The sequence below is a fragment of the Aquabacterium sp. A7-Y genome, from assembly GCF_026153205.1.
Classification (GTDB): Bacteria; Pseudomonadota; Gammaproteobacteria; order Burkholderiales; family Burkholderiaceae_C; genus Caldimonas.
This window is the reverse complement of record NZ_JAPFBW010000005.1, coordinates 1-16,294: the sequence shown is the minus strand read 5'-3', so window position 1 is coordinate 16,294 and position 16,294 is coordinate 1. Positions and strand designations below refer to the sequence as shown.

The 16,294-nt window shown below is 67.3% G+C and carries 13 protein-coding genes; 9 read left to right on the top strand and 4 right to left on the bottom strand.

Features of this window, described 5'->3' with window-relative positions:
• The first annotated feature begins 202 nt into the window (after positions 1-202).
• The 3 genes from OOT46_RS05455 to OOT46_RS05445 are packed head-to-tail and all read left to right on the top strand — an operon-like array spanning position 203 to position 3,324.
• Positions 203-1,132: a phytanoyl-CoA dioxygenase family protein gene (locus OOT46_RS05455; protein WP_265402581.1), complete on the top strand. Its 930-nt coding sequence runs from the start codon at positions 203-205 to the stop codon at positions 1,130-1,132.
• 25 nt (positions 1,133-1,157) lie between these two features.
• Positions 1,158-1,949, top strand: a complete 792-nt coding sequence (locus tag OOT46_RS05450; protein ID WP_265402580.1) for a WecB/TagA/CpsF family glycosyltransferase — start codon at positions 1,158-1,160, stop codon at positions 1,947-1,949.
• A 52-nt stretch (positions 1,950-2,001) separates the two neighbouring features.
• Positions 2,002-3,324 carry a UDP-glucose dehydrogenase family protein gene (locus tag OOT46_RS05445; RefSeq protein ID WP_265402579.1) on the top strand — a complete coding sequence of 441 codons (1,323 nt, stop codon included), beginning with the start codon at positions 2,002-2,004 and terminating at the stop codon, positions 3,322-3,324.
• Between the two features lie 103 nt (positions 3,325-3,427).
• Here OOT46_RS05445 and OOT46_RS05440 read toward each other — a convergent pair whose 3' ends face one another.
• The 4 genes from OOT46_RS05440 to OOT46_RS05425 form a co-directional block, all read right to left on the bottom strand.
• A complete protein-coding gene (locus OOT46_RS05440) occupies positions 3,428-4,888 on the bottom strand; it encodes a mannose-1-phosphate guanylyltransferase/mannose-6-phosphate isomerase (RefSeq protein WP_265402578.1) in 1,461 nt (486 codons plus the stop codon).
• Positions 4,889-4,927: 39 nt separating this feature from the next.
• Positions 4,928-5,956: a UDP-glucose 4-epimerase GalE gene (gene galE, locus OOT46_RS05435; RefSeq protein ID WP_265402577.1), complete on the bottom strand. Its 1,029-nt coding sequence runs from the start codon at positions 5,954-5,956 to the stop codon at positions 4,928-4,930.
• Positions 5,957-5,972: 16 nt separating this feature from the next.
• Positions 5,973-7,214, bottom strand: coding sequence for a hypothetical protein (locus OOT46_RS05430; protein ID WP_265402576.1), 1,242 nt, complete (start codon positions 7,212-7,214; stop codon positions 5,973-5,975).
• Positions 7,215-7,279: 65 nt separating this feature from the next.
• A complete protein-coding gene (locus OOT46_RS05425; protein WP_265402575.1) occupies positions 7,280-8,674 on the bottom strand; it encodes an undecaprenyl-phosphate glucose phosphotransferase in 1,395 nt (464 codons plus the stop codon).
• Between the two features lie 231 nt (positions 8,675-8,905).
• Here OOT46_RS05425 and OOT46_RS05420 point away from each other — a divergent pair, with 231 nt between their 5' ends.
• From OOT46_RS05420 to aspS, 6 genes are all read left to right on the top strand, one after another.
• Positions 8,906-9,460, top strand: coding sequence for a hypothetical protein (locus OOT46_RS05420; protein WP_265402574.1), 555 nt, complete (start codon positions 8,906-8,908; stop codon positions 9,458-9,460).
• Positions 9,457-11,010, top strand: a complete 1,554-nt coding sequence (gene ubiB, locus OOT46_RS05415) for a ubiquinone biosynthesis regulatory protein kinase UbiB (RefSeq protein WP_265402573.1) — start codon at positions 9,457-9,459, stop codon at positions 11,008-11,010. Before OOT46_RS05420 ends, ubiB begins: the two co-directional genes overlap by 4 nt.
• Before the next feature lie 166 nt (positions 11,011-11,176).
• Positions 11,177-12,631 carry a sodium:solute symporter family protein gene (locus OOT46_RS05410; RefSeq protein WP_265402572.1) on the top strand — a complete coding sequence of 485 codons (1,455 nt, stop codon included), beginning with the start codon at positions 11,177-11,179 and terminating at the stop codon, positions 12,629-12,631.
• A 123-nt stretch (positions 12,632-12,754) separates the two neighbouring features.
• The gene (locus OOT46_RS05405; protein WP_265402571.1) at positions 12,755-13,087 is read left to right on the top strand and encodes an FmdB family zinc ribbon protein; all 333 of its coding nucleotides are present in this window, start codon (positions 12,755-12,757) and stop codon (positions 13,085-13,087) included.
• A 31-nt stretch (positions 13,088-13,118) separates the two neighbouring features.
• A complete protein-coding gene (locus OOT46_RS05400; RefSeq protein WP_265402570.1) occupies positions 13,119-13,790 on the top strand; it encodes a DUF502 domain-containing protein in 672 nt (223 codons plus the stop codon).
• A gap of 120 nt (positions 13,791-13,910) precedes the next feature.
• Positions 13,911-15,710: an aspartate--tRNA ligase gene (aspS, locus tag OOT46_RS05395; RefSeq protein WP_265402569.1), complete on the top strand. Its 1,800-nt coding sequence runs from the start codon at positions 13,911-13,913 to the stop codon at positions 15,708-15,710.
• Positions 15,711-16,294 lie beyond the last annotated feature (584 nt).

The following is a 16,294-nucleotide window of genomic DNA, read 5'->3' as shown; positions in this document are numbered from 1 at the left end:
CGGCCCCCTCCGCACGACCGGTCGGCGGCTGCGTTTCGTCCTGACACGTCGGAGAGAATTTCACATGCTAACGTCCGTCCCATCGGTGCGCCGCTAGGCGAAAGCCTGCCCACCCGGCCTTGCCTGCAGGCGCGAGGCTCGATCTTTGCTACTGAGCCGGCTGCCACGCCGCTCGCCCACACATCGTTCAGGAGGTTTACCCATGTCCACCACCGCTGCCGTCGCTGTTTCCCCTGCACAGGACACCCAAGAGGCGGCCTACTACAACCAGCACGGCTATGTTGTCCTGCCGGGGCTGGTGTCGGAGGCGAAGATCGACCGGCTGATGGACCTCTACCGTCGCGACATCCTGCCCTCGGACAGCAAGTTCTTCCGCCAAAGCACCAACGCCTACGAGACCAACCGGATCAACGAACACGGTTACGTGGCGCAGAGCTTCCTCGACGTGCATGCCTACAAGAGCTTCCCCGAGTTCCGGGAAGCCGTGATGGAGATCTACTTCGCGCCCGAGGTGCTCGAGGCTCTGACCCGCATCACCGGCTCGGCCCGCCACAACCTGATGCAGAGCATGCTGTTCGACCTGAACGCCGCGACGCCCCCGCACCAGGACTGGTGGTACCTCGACAGCGTGCCCAATGGTCACCTGCTGGCCGCCTGGATCGCACTGGAGGACATCGACGAGCGCGCCGGCCGCTTCTACGTGATGCCCGGCTCGCAGACCGTGAACCTGCACGAAGCCGAGCTGCCCCACTCGAAGTGGCTGGAGCGCATGGCCGACTACGTCGAGAAGCACCGCAGCGAGCTGCACGCGCCGGCAATGAAAAAGGGCGACGTGATGTTCTGGAACTCGCGCACCGTGCACGGCTCGCTGCACACCATCGACCCGCGCTTCTCGCGCAAGTCCCTGACGGCGCACTACCTGCCCTCCGAGATGACCTACGGCAACCTGTTCGCCAGCAAGCCCTGGGTCAAGTATGAGGACTGGAAAGGCCAGCAGTACTTTGCCAACCAGCCGGAGTATTCGCTGAAGGCCGACCTCGCCTCGCGCGTGAAGGTGTCGATCTACGACAACCCGACCCTGCTGAAGGTCGCGCGCAAGTTCCAGAAGAAGGCCCTCTCGGACCTGAAGTGAACGGCAGCGGTCGTCGGAGGAAGGCATGTCGATGAGTCAACAGGGCCAGGTGGCGCGCCGGACGGGCCCGGTGCTGGGCTCGCCCATCGATGCGCTGTCATGGAGCGAGGCGGTGGGGCGGCTGGTCGACTGGGGCGCCCGGCGCGACTCGCGCTACGTCTGCATCGTCAACGTGCATTCGGTGGTCACCGCCACGCAGGACAGCGAGTTCCGCAGCGTGATCGACCAGGCTGACATGTCGACGCCCGACGGCGCCCCGGTCGCCTGGGCCCTGCGGCATGCCGGTTTCTCGGGGCAGGAGCGCATCAACGGCCCGGACCTGATGTGGAAGTACTGCGCCGAAGCCGAACGTCTGGGGCAGGTGGTGTTTTTCTACGGCGGCACCGAACAGGCGCTCGAGAAGCTGAAGCAGGCCTTGCAGCGCGCCTTTCCGCGCCTGCGCATCGGCGGCTTGGTGTCGCCGCCGTTTCGGGCCCTCACGGCCGAAGAGGACCAGGCCGACGTGGACCGCATCAACGCGGCCGGCACCGCGGTGTTGTTTGTCGGCATGGGCTGCCCCAAGCAGGAAAAGTGGATGGCCGCGCACCGCGGCCGGGTCCAGGCGGTCATGGTGGGCGTCGGCGCTGCCTTTGACTATCATGCCGGCACGATCAAGCGCGCGCCGCTGTGGATGCAGCGCAGCGGGCTGGAGTGGTTCTATCGCCTGATGAGCGAACCGCGTCGGCTCTGGAAGCGCTATCTGGTCACCAACAGCATCTTCGTGATGCGCATGCTGCCGCAGGTGATCGCGGGCCGCGCTGCACCTCGCGGCCGGTGAAGACAAGGGGCCCCGGCGGGGCCCGCTCGATTGAAGACACAAGAGGTTAGTCATGAAGGTCACCGTCGTCGGTACCGGTTATGTGGGTTTGGTGACGGGCGCCTGCCTGTCCGAGATGGGCAACCACGTGTTGTGCCTGGACGTGGATCCCGAAAAGATCCGCGTGCTCAAGGAAGGGGGCATCCCGATCTATGAACCCGGCCTGCTGGAGATGGTGCAGCGCAACGTCGCGGCGGGCCGCCTGGAGTTCACCACCAACATCGAGCAGGCGGTGGCCCACGGCACCATCCAGTTCATCGCGGTCGGCACGCCGCCCGACGAGGACGGCTCGGCCGACCTCAAGTACGTCGTCGCCGCGGCGCGCAACATCGGTCGGCTGATGACCGACTTCAAGGTGGTGGTCGACAAGAGCACCGTCCCGGTCGGCACCGGTGACAAGGTCAAGGCGGCGGTGCAGGAAGAGCTCGACAAGCGCGGCCTGAAGCTGGACTTCGCGGTCGCTTCCAATCCGGAGTTCCTGAAGGAAGGCGCGGCGGTCGCCGACTTCATGCGTCCGGACCGCGTGGTGGTGGGCGCCGAGGACGAGCGCGCGATCCTGCTGATGCGTGCGCTGTACGCGCCCTTCGTGCGCAACCACGACCGCATGATGCTGATGGACATCCGCAGCGCCGAGTTCACCAAATACGCCGCCAACGCCATGCTGGCGACGCGCATCAGTTTCATGAACGAGCTCGCGCTGGTGGCGGAGAAGCTGGGCGCCGACATCGAGCTGGTGCGCCAGGGCATCGGCAGCGACCCGCGCATCGGCTTCCACTTCCTGTATGCCGGCTGCGGCTACGGGGGCTCCTGCTTCCCCAAGGACGTCAAGGCGCTGATCAAGACCGCCGAGGATGCCGGCCAGCCGCTGCAGCTGCTGCAGGCGGTCGAGGAGGTCAACGACCGGCAGAAGCTGGTGCTGGTCGACAAGATCGTCAAGCGCTACGGCGCGGACCTGAGCGGCAAGACCTTCGCACTCTGGGGCCTGGCTTTCAAGCCCAACACCGACGACATGCGCGAGGCGCCCAGCCTCGTGATCATCGACGAGTTGCTGCGCCGCGGCGCCCGCGTGCAGGCCTTCGATCCGGTGGCCTCGCACGAGGCGCGCCGGGTGCTGCAGGACCGCGAGGGCGTGCACTTCGCGACCTCCGGCGCGGCGGCGCTGGAAGGCGCTCATGCGCTGGTCATCGTGACCGAGTGGAAGGAGTTCCGTACCCCGGACTTCGACGCGCTGCGCAGTGCGCTGGCCGACAAGGTGGTGTTCGACGGCCGCAATCTGTACGAGCCCGAGCTGATGAAAACGCTGGGCATCGAGTACCACGGCATCGGCCGCGCCTGAGCGGCTGCGGTCGACAAGGCCGCAAGCAAAAAGGGGCGCCTGGCGCCCCTTTGCTTTTCTGTTCCCGGATCTTGCGGTGCCTTGCCGCAAGCCCGGTGACGGCTCAGGACCCGACCCGGCCGTAGGTGTCCTGGAAGCGGACGATGTCGTCCTCGCCCAGGTAGGAGCCCGACTGCACCTCGATGATCTCCAGCGGGATGGTGCCGGGGTTGGCCAGACGGTGCACCTCGCCCAGCGGGATGTAGGTGCTCTGGTTTTCGGTCAGCAGGATCTTCTTCTCGCCGCAGGTGACCTCGGCCGTGCCGGAGACCACGATCCAGTGTTCGGCGCGGTGATGGTGCATCTGCAGCGACAGGGTCGCCTTGGGCTTGACCATGATGCGCTTGACCTGGAAGCGCGGGCCGGCGTCGATGCTGTCGTACCAGCCCCAGGGGCGGTGCACCAGGCGGTGCAGCGTGCCTTCGCTGCGCTCGCGCTGCTCCAGCTGGTTGACGATCTTCTTGACCTCCTGGCTGCGGCTGCGATCAGCCACCAGCACGGCATCAGCCGTCTCGACGATGACGACATTGTCGAGCCCGACCGCGCTGACCAGCCGGCTGGTCGCATGCACCAGCGTGTTGCGGCTCGATTCGATCACCGCGTCGCCTTGCGCGACGTTGCCCTGCGCATCCTTCTCGCTGACCTGCCAGACCGCCTCCCAGGCGCCCAGGTCGGACCAGCCGGCGTCCAGCGGCACCATTTTCACCGTGAAACCGGCCTTGGGCTCGGCCGGGCAGCGCTCCATCACCGCGTAGTCGACCGACTCGCTGGGGATGGCACCGAACTCGGCCTTGCCCGGGCGGATAAAACCGTTGTCGGCCGACTTCTGGGCCCAGGCGGCCTCGGTCGCCTGGGCGATATCGGGGCGGAACTGCGCCAGCGCCTTCAGCCACACCGAGGCACGCAGCACGAACATGCCGCTGTTCCAGTAGTAGCAGCCTTCCGTGAGGTAGCGCTGGGCCGTCTCGGCATCGGGTTTTTCGACGAAGGCCGCGACCGGCTGCACCGGGCCGTCGCCGCGAGTGCGGATGTAGCCGAAGCCGGTCTCCGGGCGGTCGGGACGGATGCCCAGGATCACGATGCTGCCGTCAGCGGCGGCCTTCACCGCCTCGTTCAGCGCGGCCGTGAAGGCGGCCGGGTCGGTGACGGTCTGGTCGGCCGGCGTGACCACCAGGATCGGGTCGTCGTTCGAGCCCAGCTCGTCGCGCGCATACAGCGCCGCCAGCGTCATCGCCGGTGCGGTGTTGCGGCCCACCGGCTCGAGCAGCACCGCCGACGGCGAGACCTTCATCTCGCGCAGCTGGTCCAGGGTCAGGAAGCGGTGCTCCTCGTTGCCGACGATGCAGGGCGCGGCGACGCGGGTTTGCGCGTCACCCAGGGTGGTGAGTCGGCGCACGGCCTGCTGGAACAGCGTCTCGTCGCCCGACAGCGCCAGGAACTGCTTCGGGTAGAGGGCGCGGCTGAGGGGCCACAGCCGGGTGCCCGAACCGCCGGCCATCACGACGGGAAGTATGGTCTGGTTCATCTGAGGAAATCCCTGCAGGTATGAGGTGATGGAAAAAGCTCAGCCGCCTTCGGCGCTGCGGAAACCGGCCGGGTTCTGGCTCTGCCAGCGCCACGAGTCGGCGCACATGGCGTCGATGCCGCGCCGGGCCTCCCAGCCGAGCAGGGAGCGCGCCAGGCTCGGGTCGGCAAAACAGGCGGCCACGTCGCCGGGGCGGCGCGCCACGATCTCGTAGGGCACCGGGCGGCCGCTGGCGCGCTCGTAGGCTCGCACCACGTCCAGCACGCTGTAGCCCTGGCCGGTGCCGAGGTTGACGGTCAGCGAGCGCTGCTGCTCGAACAGGTAGCGCAGCGCCGCGACATGGCCCTCGGCCAGGTCCATCACGTGGATGTAGTCGCGCACGCCGGTGCCGTCCGGCGTGTCGTAGTCGCCGCCGAAGACGCGCAGCTTGGGGCGCTGGCCCACCGCGACCTGGGCGACGTAGGGCATCAGGTTGTTGGGCACGCCCTGCGGGTCCTCGCCGATTTGCCCGCTCTCGTGCGCACCCACCGGGTTGAAGTAGCGCAGGCAGGCGATCTGCCAGGCCGCGTCGGAGGCGCCGAGGTCGCGCAGGATCTGCTCGCTCATCAGCTTGGTGGCGCCGTAGGGATTGGTGGTCGACAGCGGCGAGTCCTCGCGGATCGGCAGCCGTTCCGGCGTGCCGTAGACCGTCGCCGAGGAGCTGAACACCAGCTTGTGCACACCGTGGCGCTGCATGGTCCTGCAGACGTTGATCAGGCTGCCCAGGTTGTTGCCGTAGTAGTCCAGCGGCTTCTCGTTGGACTCGCCCACCGCCTTGAAGGCGGCGAAATGCACCACCGCGTCGATGCGGTGCGCCTCGAACAAGGCCTGCAGCGCCGCCGCGTCGCCGACGTCGATCCGGTGGAACACCGGCTCCCGGCCGCCCAGGCGGTGCAGGCGCTTCAGCACCTCGGGCGAGCTGTTGGAGAAGTCGTCCGCGCCCACCACGTCGAAGCCGGCGTCCTGAAGCGCGAGCCAGGTGTGGGAGGCGATGTATCCGGCGGCGCCGGTGAGCAGGATGGTAGGCACGTGAGGGGTTCCGGGTTTACTGCAGCAGGAACTGGGCCATGCAGCTGGCGGTTTCGGCCTTGAAGGGGAAGGACACGCCCTCGGACTCGTCGGCCTTGCGCTTCTCCCAGGCCACGTTGCAGCCGAACGTCCAGTTGCGGGAGAACGCGTAGTTGGCACCCAGCGTCGCGACTGTGGTGCGGTCGCTGCCGTTGCGGTTCACCAGGCCCGTCTCCTCGATGTTGCGGCGGATGTAGCGCAGCCCCCCGGTCAGACGGATCTTGGCAGTGGCGTCGTAGACCGTGCCGAAGCGCAGCGACGTGATCGTGCGGGTGTTCTCCAGAGGCTGCGAGCCGAGGTCGATGCCAGCGAACTCGCCGAAGTCGAGCAGGCTCGTGTCGTCGTTGGTCTCGCGGATCAGGTTGAGCTTGTAGCTCAGCTTGCCGCCCGGGCGGTAGCTGTAGCCGATGTTGCCGGTGAAGCCCTTGAAGTCCTTCGCGTCGACGACATCGTGATCGGTGTGGGTGCGGCTCAGGCGCATGTCCAGCGTGCTGAGGCCGTTGGGTTTCCACAGCACCGTGAAGTCGATGTCCTTGCGGTCGTATTCGTCCTCGATACCGGGGCGGTAGTTCGGGATGCGGCCCGCGGTCTGGCGGTAGCCGAGGCCGAAGTTGATCAGGTCGCTGGGGCGGTATTTGGTGCCGAAGTTCACCGCGTGCGATTTCTGCACCAGGGACTCGAAGGCCTTGGCCGAGTAATCCTGGTCGCGGAAGGTGTAGCCGGTTTCCAGCACCCACAGCGAGGCCATGCCCAGCTGGCCGCGTGCTCCGAACTCCTGCAGGGTCAGCAGGTTGCGCTCGGTGTTGCGGGTGGTGGCGCTGCCGGTCTCGAACTCCGCCAGCCGGCGCGAGTTGCTGTAGCGCAGGCCGCCGGAGATGCGGTTGACGGTCTCCAGGTCGGCGCGCACGTTGACGCCATAGGCGGTGTTGTTGAGGTGGGACTGGTCTTTGTAGAGGTTGCGCTGCACCATCGCGCTGCCCACCAGGCGCTGGCGGCCGATCGGCTGGTCCACGCCGACCTGCAGCGTGCTGGAAGAGATCGTGTCGCTCCGCTCGGCACCGTCGCGGTCACGGAACAGGTTGGACTCGCGGCTGAACTCCTGGCTGGCCTGGAGGTAGTAGGGGTCGGCCAGGGCAGGCGCTGCTTGGACCACAAGCGCACAGGCGGCAGCCAAGGGGAGCTGCGACGCTCGCAGGCGACGTCCGGGCAGGTAGGACATTCAGATCTCCTGTTGTTATCGACTGGAAAGGCGATCGGCGCGGGGGCGCCGTGCCGTCGGGAGGGTCAGTAAGCGTGGCGGTCAAAGAACATCAGTCGGGCGGTGCGCGCGATGATGAGCAGGTCCAGGCCCAGCGACCAGTTGCGCAGGTATTCGAGGTCGTACTCCACCCGCGCTTCCATCTTCTCGATGGTGTCGGTCTCGCCGCGGTGGCCGTTGACCTGGGCCCAGCCCGTGATGCCGGGCTTGACCTTGTGGCGGACCATGTAGGCCTTGATCATCTTGCGGTACTGCTCGTTGTGTGCGACGGCGTGCGGGCGCGGCCCGACAATGCTCATGCGGCCCTGCAGCACGTTGAAAAATTGCGGCAGCTCGTCCAGCGAGGTCTTGCGGATGAAGGCGCCAAACTTGGTGATGCGGGGGTCGCCCTTGGTCGCCTGTTTCACGACCGGCCCGTTGTCCATGGTGCGCATCGAGCGGAACTTGTAGACGGTGATCTCCTCGCCGTCCAGGCCGTTGCGCTTCTGGCGGAAGATGACCGGGCCGGGGGAGCTCAGCTTCACGCCGATTGCCAGCACCAGCAGGATGGGCGAGATCAATACCAGGATGATGGAGGCCAGCACGATGTCGCTGATGCGCTTGACCATCGCGTTGGTGCCGGTGAAGGGCGTCTCGAGGATGCCGACCACGGGAACGCCGTTGACGTCCTGCAGGCGGCCCTGGATGATGCTGATGCCGAACACGTCGGGCACGAAAAACAGCGAGGCGGTGGTTTCCTGCAGCGATTCCAGCAGGTCCTTGATGCGCGGCTGCGAGGTCAGTGGCAGCGTGATGTAGACCTCGCGCACGCCGTGCCGCGTGACATACGCCGAGACTTCCGACAGGCGGCCGATCAGCTTCTCGGAGGCATCGGGGTGCACGCGGGCATCGGTGCGGTCGTCGAAGAAGCCCATGAAGTCGATGCCGAAGCCCTCATGGCCTTCGAGCGCCTTCGACACCTTCATGCCCAGCGGCCCGGCGCCGACCACGATGGCGGAGCGCCGCGCTTCGGGTTTGCGCGCGCTCATCTTGACGATCTCGCGGCCGGCCGCGACGGCGCCCCACTGCACCAGCGGGGTGATGACGGCCCACGCCAGCAACACCTCCTGCTTGAACTGATCCAGGCTGCGGGTCGCATAACCGCACAGCGCGAGGATCGCGAGCAGGCTGATCCAGGAGGTCGCGACGTCGACGATGGCCGTCAGGTTGGCGTCCTTGAAGCGGTTGCGGCCAGGAAAGGACAACGCAAACACCAGCAGGCACAGCGTCATCGCGGCGCCGTCCACCGGCTCCTGGTAGTACCACATGATGGCCAGGAAGCAGGCCACCGTGATCGCGGGCTCAAGGAAAGCCGCCACGAAGGACGTGACGGATTGCGGCGCGTTGTAGAAGGTTCTTGTGTAGGTTCGGTCTTCAAACATGGAACTGCCCGTCCACCCAGTGTCGAGCCCGTGGAGTCCACGTACTGCCCTGAAGCACGTGCAGCCTCCCGAGCTGCACACACACGTTCCGCAAGGTTCAGGCCACCGCTCGGGAGGGCGTGGCGCTGAGGAAGGGGTCCCTGCGGGAGCGACAGCGGATTCTCGCAGAGCCGAGGGACATTTTCGTCACCAGACGCTGAAGTGCGGGGGGGCTGTCCCTACAATCCTTGGATGCTGCAACACCTCGCAAACCGCCTCGGGCCGCCTCTGCTGGAGCGGCTCACGCTGGCTCTGAACCACGTTCTTGCCTCTGAGCCGTTGGCCACTCAGCGACTCGCCCCTCACGCCGGCCGCACGCTGCAGGTGCGCCTCACGGGGGTGCCAAAGCTGTTGCATTGGCCGGAACTTCTTGCGTTTCGTATCACTCCGGCCGGACTGCTGGAGATCGGAGAAACAACACTTGACGGCGCCGCCGATCTGGATCTCGTGGTCGACGCGTCGCAGCCCCGCCTGATGGTCGAAGCGGCGCTCAGCGGGCAGCGGCCGCCCGTGTCGATCCGCGGCGATGCACAGCTCGCCACCGACATCGGGTGGCTGATGGACAACCTGCGCTGGGACTACGAGGACGATCTCGCCCGCATCGTCGGACCGGTGGTCGCGCACCAGGCGGCGCTGGTGATCCGGGCGGTCTCGGGTGCGGCCCGCCAGGCGCTCGCGGCGCTGTCGCGCCTGGTGCCCGGCGGGGCGGCGGGCGACACGCGCGCTGCGGACCGTCGCCCCTCATGAGACGGCTGCTGCGGCTCCTGTTCATCGCGCTCACGCTGCTGCGCTACGGCGTGGATGAGTTGGCGCTCACCAGCGTGCGTCAGCCCTGGGTGCGTCTGCTCACCCGTGTCGTCACCACCGGCCGGCGCCTCGACGCACCGCGCGGCGTGCGGCTGCGGCTGGCGCTGGAGCGGCTGGGTCCCATCTTCGTCAAGTTCGGGCAGGTGCTGTCGACCCGGCGCGACCTGCTGCCGCCCGATGTGGCGGACGAGCTCGCCAGCCTGCAGGACCGCGTGCCGCCCTTTCCGGCGGAGGTGGCGATCGGCATGGTCGAGCGTGCCTTCGGCCGGCCGCTGGAGGCCGTCTTCGCGAGCTTCGAGCGCACGCCCGTGGCGAGCGCTTCGATCGCTCAGGTGCACTTCGCCGTGCTGAAGGACGGTCGCGAGGTCGCGGTGAAGGTGTTGCGCCCCGGCATGCTGCGTGTCATCGACGAAGACCTCGACCTGCTGCGCTCGCTGGCCGGCTGGGTCGAGCGCCTGTGGGCCGACGGCAAGCGCCTGAAGCCGCGCGAAGTGGTGGCCGAGTTCGACAAATACCTGCACGACGAACTCGACCTGGTGCGCGAGGCGGCCAACGCCGCCCAGCTGCGGCGCAACATGGCCGGCCTCAACCTGGTGCTGGTGCCCGAAATGATCTGGGACCTGTGCACCGAGCAGGTCATCGTGATGGAGCGCATGAAGGGTGTGCCCATCAGCCAGGTGCAGCGACTGCGCGAGGCGGGCGTCGATATCAAGAAGCTCGCCCGCGACGGCGTCACGATCTTTTTCACCCAGGTCTTCCGCGACGGCTTTTTCCACGCCGACATGCACCCCGGCAACATCCAGGTGAGCCTCGATCCGGCGAGCTTCGGCCGCTATATCGCGCTGGACTTCGGCATCATCGGCACCCTGACCGAGGTCGACAAGGACTACCTGGCGCAGAACTTCATCGCTTTTTTCCGGCGCGACTACAAACGTGTCGCCGAGCTGCACCTGGAAAGCGGCTGGGTGCCGCCGGGCACCCGCCCGGACGAGCTGGAGGGAGCCATCCGCGCCTGCTGCGAACCGCACTTCGACCGGCCGCTCAAGGACATCTCGCTCGGGCAAGTGCTGCTGCGTCTGTTCCAGACCTCGCGCCGCTTCAATGTCGAGATCCAGCCTCAGCTGGTGCTGCTGCAGAAGACCCTGCTCAACATCGAAGGCCTGGGCCGCCAGCTCGATCCCGACCTCGACCTGTGGAGCACCGCCCAGCCCTTCCTGGAGCGCTGGATGAACGAGCAGATCGGCTGGCGCGGGCTGTGGGAACGGCTGAAAAACGAAGCGCCGCGTTACGCCAAACTGCTGCCCGAACTGCCCCGCCTGCTGCACCACCGGCTGGCCGCGCAGCCCGAGGCCGAGCGCCGCGAGCTGGAGCTGCTGATCGCCGAGCAGCGCCGCACCAACCGGCTGCTGCAGGCGCTGGCCATCGGCGGGGCCGCCTTTCTGCTCGGCATGGTGTGCGCGCCCTGGCTCGCGCGCCTGGGCGCCTGGTAGCTCGCGAAAGGCGGCTCGCGGCTTGCATGCGGGCGAGTCCGCGCTTGCCGCGCCGCGCAGGATTTGGCGGCGCACCGGGCTTCGCCCCTTTTCACCCGAGTCGATATGGGGATAATCGCGCCCGTTCGAAACCCGATAACACCGAGCTCCCTGCCGGAGGCCCGCCATGCTGCTCACCCTCGTCATCGTCTACCTGCTCGGCACCATCGCCATCGGCTTGTGGGCTGCCAAACGCGTCAAGAACACGGCGGACTTCGCGATCGCCGGACGGCACCTGCCGCTGTTCATGATCGTCACGACGACCTTCGCCACCTGGTTCGGCTCTGAAACGGTGCTGGGCATCCCCGCCAAGTTCATCGAGGGCGGACTCGGCAGTGTCGTCGAGGACCCGTTCGGCGCCGGCACCTGTCTGGTGCTGGTCGGCCTGTTTTTCGCGGCCAAGCTCTACAAGATGACCTTGCTGACGATCAGCGACTACTACCGCGAGCGCTACGGCCGCGCGGTGGAGATCATCTGCTCGCTGATCATCATCCTGAGCTACCTGGGCTGGGTGTCGGCGCAGGTCACGGCCCTGGGCCTGGTGTTCAACCTGCTGTCCGGCGGCGCCATCAGCATTCCGCTGGGCATGGTGATCGGCACCGTCTCCATCCTGGCCTACACCCTCTTCGGCGGCATGTGGTCGGTGGCCGTGACCGACTTCATCCAGATGATCATCCTGGTGGTGGGCCTGCTGGTGCTGGCCGTGTTCGCCGGCGGCATGGCGGGCGGCGCCGACAAGGTGATCGACCTGGCGGTCAGCAAGGACATGTTCCGCTTCTGGCCCGAGCCCTCGATGAAGGACATCCTGTTTTTCATCGCCGCGGCCATCACGATGATGCTGGGCTCCATCCCGCAGCAGGACGTGTTCCAGCGCGTGATGTCGGCCAACAGCGTGCAGGCCGCCACGCGCGGCCCGGTGATCGGCGGCATCTGCTACATCCTGTTCGCCTTCGTGCCGATGTTCCTGGTCACCAGCGCGCTGATCATCATGCCTTCGGAGACCGCCGCCCTGCTGGCCGAGGACCCCCAGAAGATCCTGCCGACCCTGGTGCTGACCAAGATGCCCTTCATCATGCAGGTGGTGTTTTTCGGCGCGCTGCTGTCGGCGCTCAAGTCCACCGCCTCGGCCACCCTGCTGGCGCCCTCGGTGACTTTCGTCGAGAACATCTGGCGCCAGTTCGTCCCGCACCGCGGCGACAAGGCGGAGCTGCTGACGATGCGCATCGCGGTGCTGGTCTTCAGCATGTTCGTCTGCCTCTACGCGATCTACTCGCAGGGCACCTCGATCTACGACATGGTCTCGAGTGCCTACCAGGTCACGCTGGTCGGGGCCTTCGTGCCGCTGGCCGCGGGGCTCTACTGGAAGCGGGCCACCACGCAGGGCGCGCTGCTGTCCATCGTCGCGGGCATCGCCGCCTGGCTGGTGCTGTCGCAGACCGCGGCCGGCGAGAGCTTCCCGCCCCAGCTGGGCGGCGTGCTGGCGGGCGTGCTGGGGCTTGTGATCGGCTCGCTGTGCCCCCAACTGCTGGCGAACCGTCACGGCTCGCACCACCGGGTGATCGGGGTCGAGTCGAAGGCCTGAACCGCCGCCGCGGTCGCCGCCTGCCGGGCGTAAGTCGCGACCGGCGGTCGTCCGCGTCGCCGGCCGGGCCGCCGCGGCGGCCGCATTCCTTATAATTTCGGGTTTCGCATCAAGGAGTTAGCCATGCCGATCTACGCGTACCGCTGCGAGTCGTGCGGCCATGCGCAGGACGTGCTCCAGAAGATTTCTGATCCGGTCTTGACCGAGTGCCCTCAGTGCAAGGCGTCCGCGTTCAAGAAGCAGGTGACGGCCGCGGGCTTCCAGCTCAAGGGTTCGGGCTGGTACGTGACCGACTTCCGCGGCGGTTCGTCCGCCGCGGCCGCGACCTCGAAGCCGGCCAGTGGCGGCGAGCCGGCGAGTGCGCCGGCCGCTCCCGCCGCCACGTCGGACTCGTCCGGCTCGTCGGCCGCGAGCACGGCGTCGGGGGGCTGCGGCACCTCGTGCGCCTGCCATTGAGCCGGCGCCGCGCGCCGCGACAGGAAGGTTCGTGAAGAAATACTTCATCACCGGTCTGCTGGTCTGGCTGCCGGTGGCCATCACCATCTGGGTGCTGCTGTGGGTGGTGGGCCTGTTCGACGGCGTCTTCGCCGCCCTGGTCTCGGCACTGCAGACCGTGGCGCCGGCGAGCGCCTACGATGCGCTCCACCGCTTGAAGCAGGTGCCCGGTCTCGGCCTGGTGCTGGTGGCCGCGGGCATGTTCATGACGGGCGTTTTTGTCGCCAACATCTTCGGCCAGTGGTGGCTGAAGCAGTGGGAGCGAGCGCTGTCGAAGATTCCCATCGTCAAGAGCATCTACTCCAGCGTCAAGCAGGTCTCCGACACCCTGTTCTCCAGCAGCGGCAACGCCTTTCGCGAGGCGGTGCTGATCCAGTACCCGCGCCAGGGCAGCTGGACCATCGCCTTCGTCACCGGGGCGCCCGGCGGCGAGGTGGCCCAGCACCTGGACCCGCGCGACTTCCTCAGCGTCTACGTGCCGACCACGCCGAACCCGACCTCGGGCTTTTTCCTGATGCTGCCCCGTGCCGAGGTGGTGGATCTGAAGATGAGCGTGGACGAGGCGCTCAAGTACACCATCTCGATGGGCGTGGTCGCCCCGCCCGCCATCCTGGACAGCCAGGCGCAGCCCTTGGTCGAGCTGCCGCGAAATCCGCAGGGTTGAGCGGCCGGCTCCCGCTCGACCCTCAGGGCTTGAGACACAGCCCCCGAGCGCCACAGACACGGGCCGCTGCCGAGGAGACCGTCCGGCGGACCCGAGAACCCGATTTGTTGGAGTGATTCCATGAGAACAAGCTATGCCGGTCTCGTCAGCGAAGCGCTGATGGGCCAGACCGTGACCCTGATGGGCTGGGCCCACCGCCGCCGCGACCACGGCGGGGTGATCTTCATCGACCTGCGTGACCGCGAGGGCCTGGTGCAGGTGGTCTGCGACCCGGACCGCCCGGAGATGTTCGCGACCGCCGAGGGCGTGCGCAACGAGTTCTGCATCAAGGTGGTCGGCAAGGTCCGCCCGCGCCCGGCGGGCACCGAGAACGCCAACCTGACCAGCGGCAAGGTCGAGGTGCTGTGCCATGAGCTGGAGGTGCTCAACGCCAGCGTCACGCCGCCGTTCCAGCTCGATGACGAGAACCTCTCGGAGACCACCCGCCTGACGCACCGGGTGCTGGACCTGCGCCGCCCCTACATGCAGAAGAACCTGATGCTGCGCTACCGGGTCGCGATGGAGGTGCGCAAGTATCTGGACGCCCAGGGTTTCGTCGACATCGAGACCCCGATGCTGACCAAAAGCACGCCGGAAGGCGCGCGCGACTACCTGGTGCCCAGCCGCGTGCACGACGGCCACTTCTTCGCGCTGCCGCAGTCGCCGCAGCTCTTCAAGCAGCTGCTGATGGTGGCCGGCTTCGACCGCTACTACCAGATCACCAAGTGCTTCCGTGACGAGGACCTGCGCGCCGACCGCCAGCCCGAGTTCACGCAGATCGACATCGAGACCTCCTTCCTCACCGAGCAGGAGATCCGCGACATGTTCGAGGGCATGATCCGCCACGTCTTCAAGACCGCGCTGGACGTGGACCTGGGCGACTACCCGGTGATGAGCTATGCCGACGCGATGCGCCTGTACGGCTCGGACAAGCCCGACCTGCGCGTGAAGCTCGAGTTCACCGAGCTGACCGACGTGATGGCCGACGTCGACTTCAAGGTCTTCTCGACGCCCGCCACGATGAAGGGCGGCCGCGTCGCGGCGCTGTGCGTGCCGGGCGGCGGCGAGATGAGCCGCGGCGAGATCGACGCCTACACCGAGTTCGTCAAGATCTACGGCGCCAAGGGGCTGGCCTGGATCAAGGTCAACGACCTGGCGAAGGGCCGCGAGGGCCTGCAGTCGCCCATCGTCAAGAACCTGCACGATGCCGCGCTGCAGCAGATCCTCTCGCGCACCGGCGCCAAGACCGGCGACCTGATTTTCTTCGGCGCCGACAAGGCCAAGGTGGTCAACGACGCGCTGGGCGCACTGCGCGTCAAGATCGGCCACAGCGAGTTCGGCCGCAAGAGCGGGCTGTTCGAGGACCGCTGGGCGCCGCTGTGGGTGGTCGACTTCCCGATGTTCGAGTACGACGAGGACGAGCAGCGCTGGAACGCCGTGCACCATCCCTTCACCGCGCCCAAGGACGGCCACGAGGACCTGATGGACACGGCGCCCGACCAGTGCATCGCCAAGGCCTACGACATGGTGCTCAACGGCTGGGAGCTGGGCGGCGGCTCGGTGCGTATCCACCGCGCCGAGGTGCAGAGCAAGGTCTTCAGCGCGCTCAAGATCGGCCCCGAGGAGGCACAGGCCAAGTTCGGCTTCCTGCTCGACGCGCTGCAGTACGGCGCCCCGCCGCACGGCGGGCTGGCCTTCGGTCTGGACCGCTTGGTCACGCTGATGACCAAGGCCGAGTCGATCCGCGACGTCATCGCCTTCCCCAAGACCCAGCGCGCCCAGTGCCTGCTGACGCACGCACCCAGCCAGGTCGACGAGAAGCAGCTGCGCGAGCTGCACATCCGCCTGCGCAACACGCAGGGCGGGGCCGCGGCGTCTTGAGCGGTGTCGGTTCGGTGAGATGAAAGAGGCGGCCTGTGGGCCGCCTTTTTGTTGGGGTGGTCGCCGGCCCTTGTGGCGTCTTTGTAGCTTGTAGCTGTGGTTGTGGTGTTGTTGGTGTTCGTTGCGTGGAAGCCTGCTGGCGCAGGCGCGCCCCTGCGGGGCGATGCCGGGATGTGCGCCCGGCAGCGCACCTACTTTCTTTGCCTCGCCAAAGAAAGTAGGCAAAGAAAGGCGACCCCGAGTGGGGCGCCCCTTCGCTGCGCGAAGGGGTCCGCTGCGGTGCTCGGGCTGGGGAGGCGGCTGCGCAACTCGCCCTCTTTTGAGGGGGCCTACGCCCCCTCAAAACGGAGCTCAAACAGTGCTCGCCGACCCCGCGCTGCGCGCGGGGCAACCTCCCCAGCCCTGCGCTCCTCGCCGCCCCACACGGGGCCTACAAACCCAACCCCGCTCGGCTCGCTGCGCATCGCCTCGCTGCCTGCCTGTCGCTGCGCGACAGGTTCGGGGTGTAGGTACGCTGCTGATGTCTTCGCCGCCGATGCCCTCGCTTGACCTTCTCCCCAGGCGATGCGAAGCGAGCCGGGCGG

Excerpts from the sequence above, each read along its gene's own strand:
- OOT46_RS05455 (WP_265402581.1), top strand. The coding sequence starts at position 203 with ATGTCCACCACCGCTGCCGTCGCTGTTTCCCCTGCACAGGACACCCAA.
- OOT46_RS05410 (WP_265402572.1), top strand. The coding sequence starts at position 11,177 with ATGCTGCTCACCCTCGTCATCGTCTACCTGCTCGGCACCATCGCCATC.
- OOT46_RS05440 (WP_265402578.1), bottom strand. The coding sequence starts at position 4,888 with ATGAACCAGACCATACTTCCCGTCGTGATGGCCGGCGGTTCGGGCACC.
- OOT46_RS05420 (WP_265402574.1), top strand. The coding sequence starts at position 8,906 with ATGCTGCAACACCTCGCAAACCGCCTCGGGCCGCCTCTGCTGGAGCGG.
- OOT46_RS05450 (WP_265402580.1), top strand. The coding sequence starts at position 1,158 with ATGTCGATGAGTCAACAGGGCCAGGTGGCGCGCCGGACGGGCCCGGTG.
- ubiB (WP_265402573.1), top strand. The coding sequence starts at position 9,457 with ATGAGACGGCTGCTGCGGCTCCTGTTCATCGCGCTCACGCTGCTGCGC.
- OOT46_RS05430 (WP_265402576.1), bottom strand. The coding sequence starts at position 7,214 with ATGTCCTACCTGCCCGGACGTCGCCTGCGAGCGTCGCAGCTCCCCTTG.
- OOT46_RS05425 (WP_265402575.1), bottom strand. The coding sequence starts at position 8,674 with ATGTTTGAAGACCGAACCTACACAAGAACCTTCTACAACGCGCCGCAA.
- OOT46_RS05405 (WP_265402571.1), top strand. The coding sequence starts at position 12,755 with ATGCCGATCTACGCGTACCGCTGCGAGTCGTGCGGCCATGCGCAGGAC.
- OOT46_RS05445 (WP_265402579.1), top strand. The coding sequence starts at position 2,002 with ATGAAGGTCACCGTCGTCGGTACCGGTTATGTGGGTTTGGTGACGGGC.
- aspS (WP_265402569.1), top strand. The coding sequence starts at position 13,911 with ATGAGAACAAGCTATGCCGGTCTCGTCAGCGAAGCGCTGATGGGCCAG.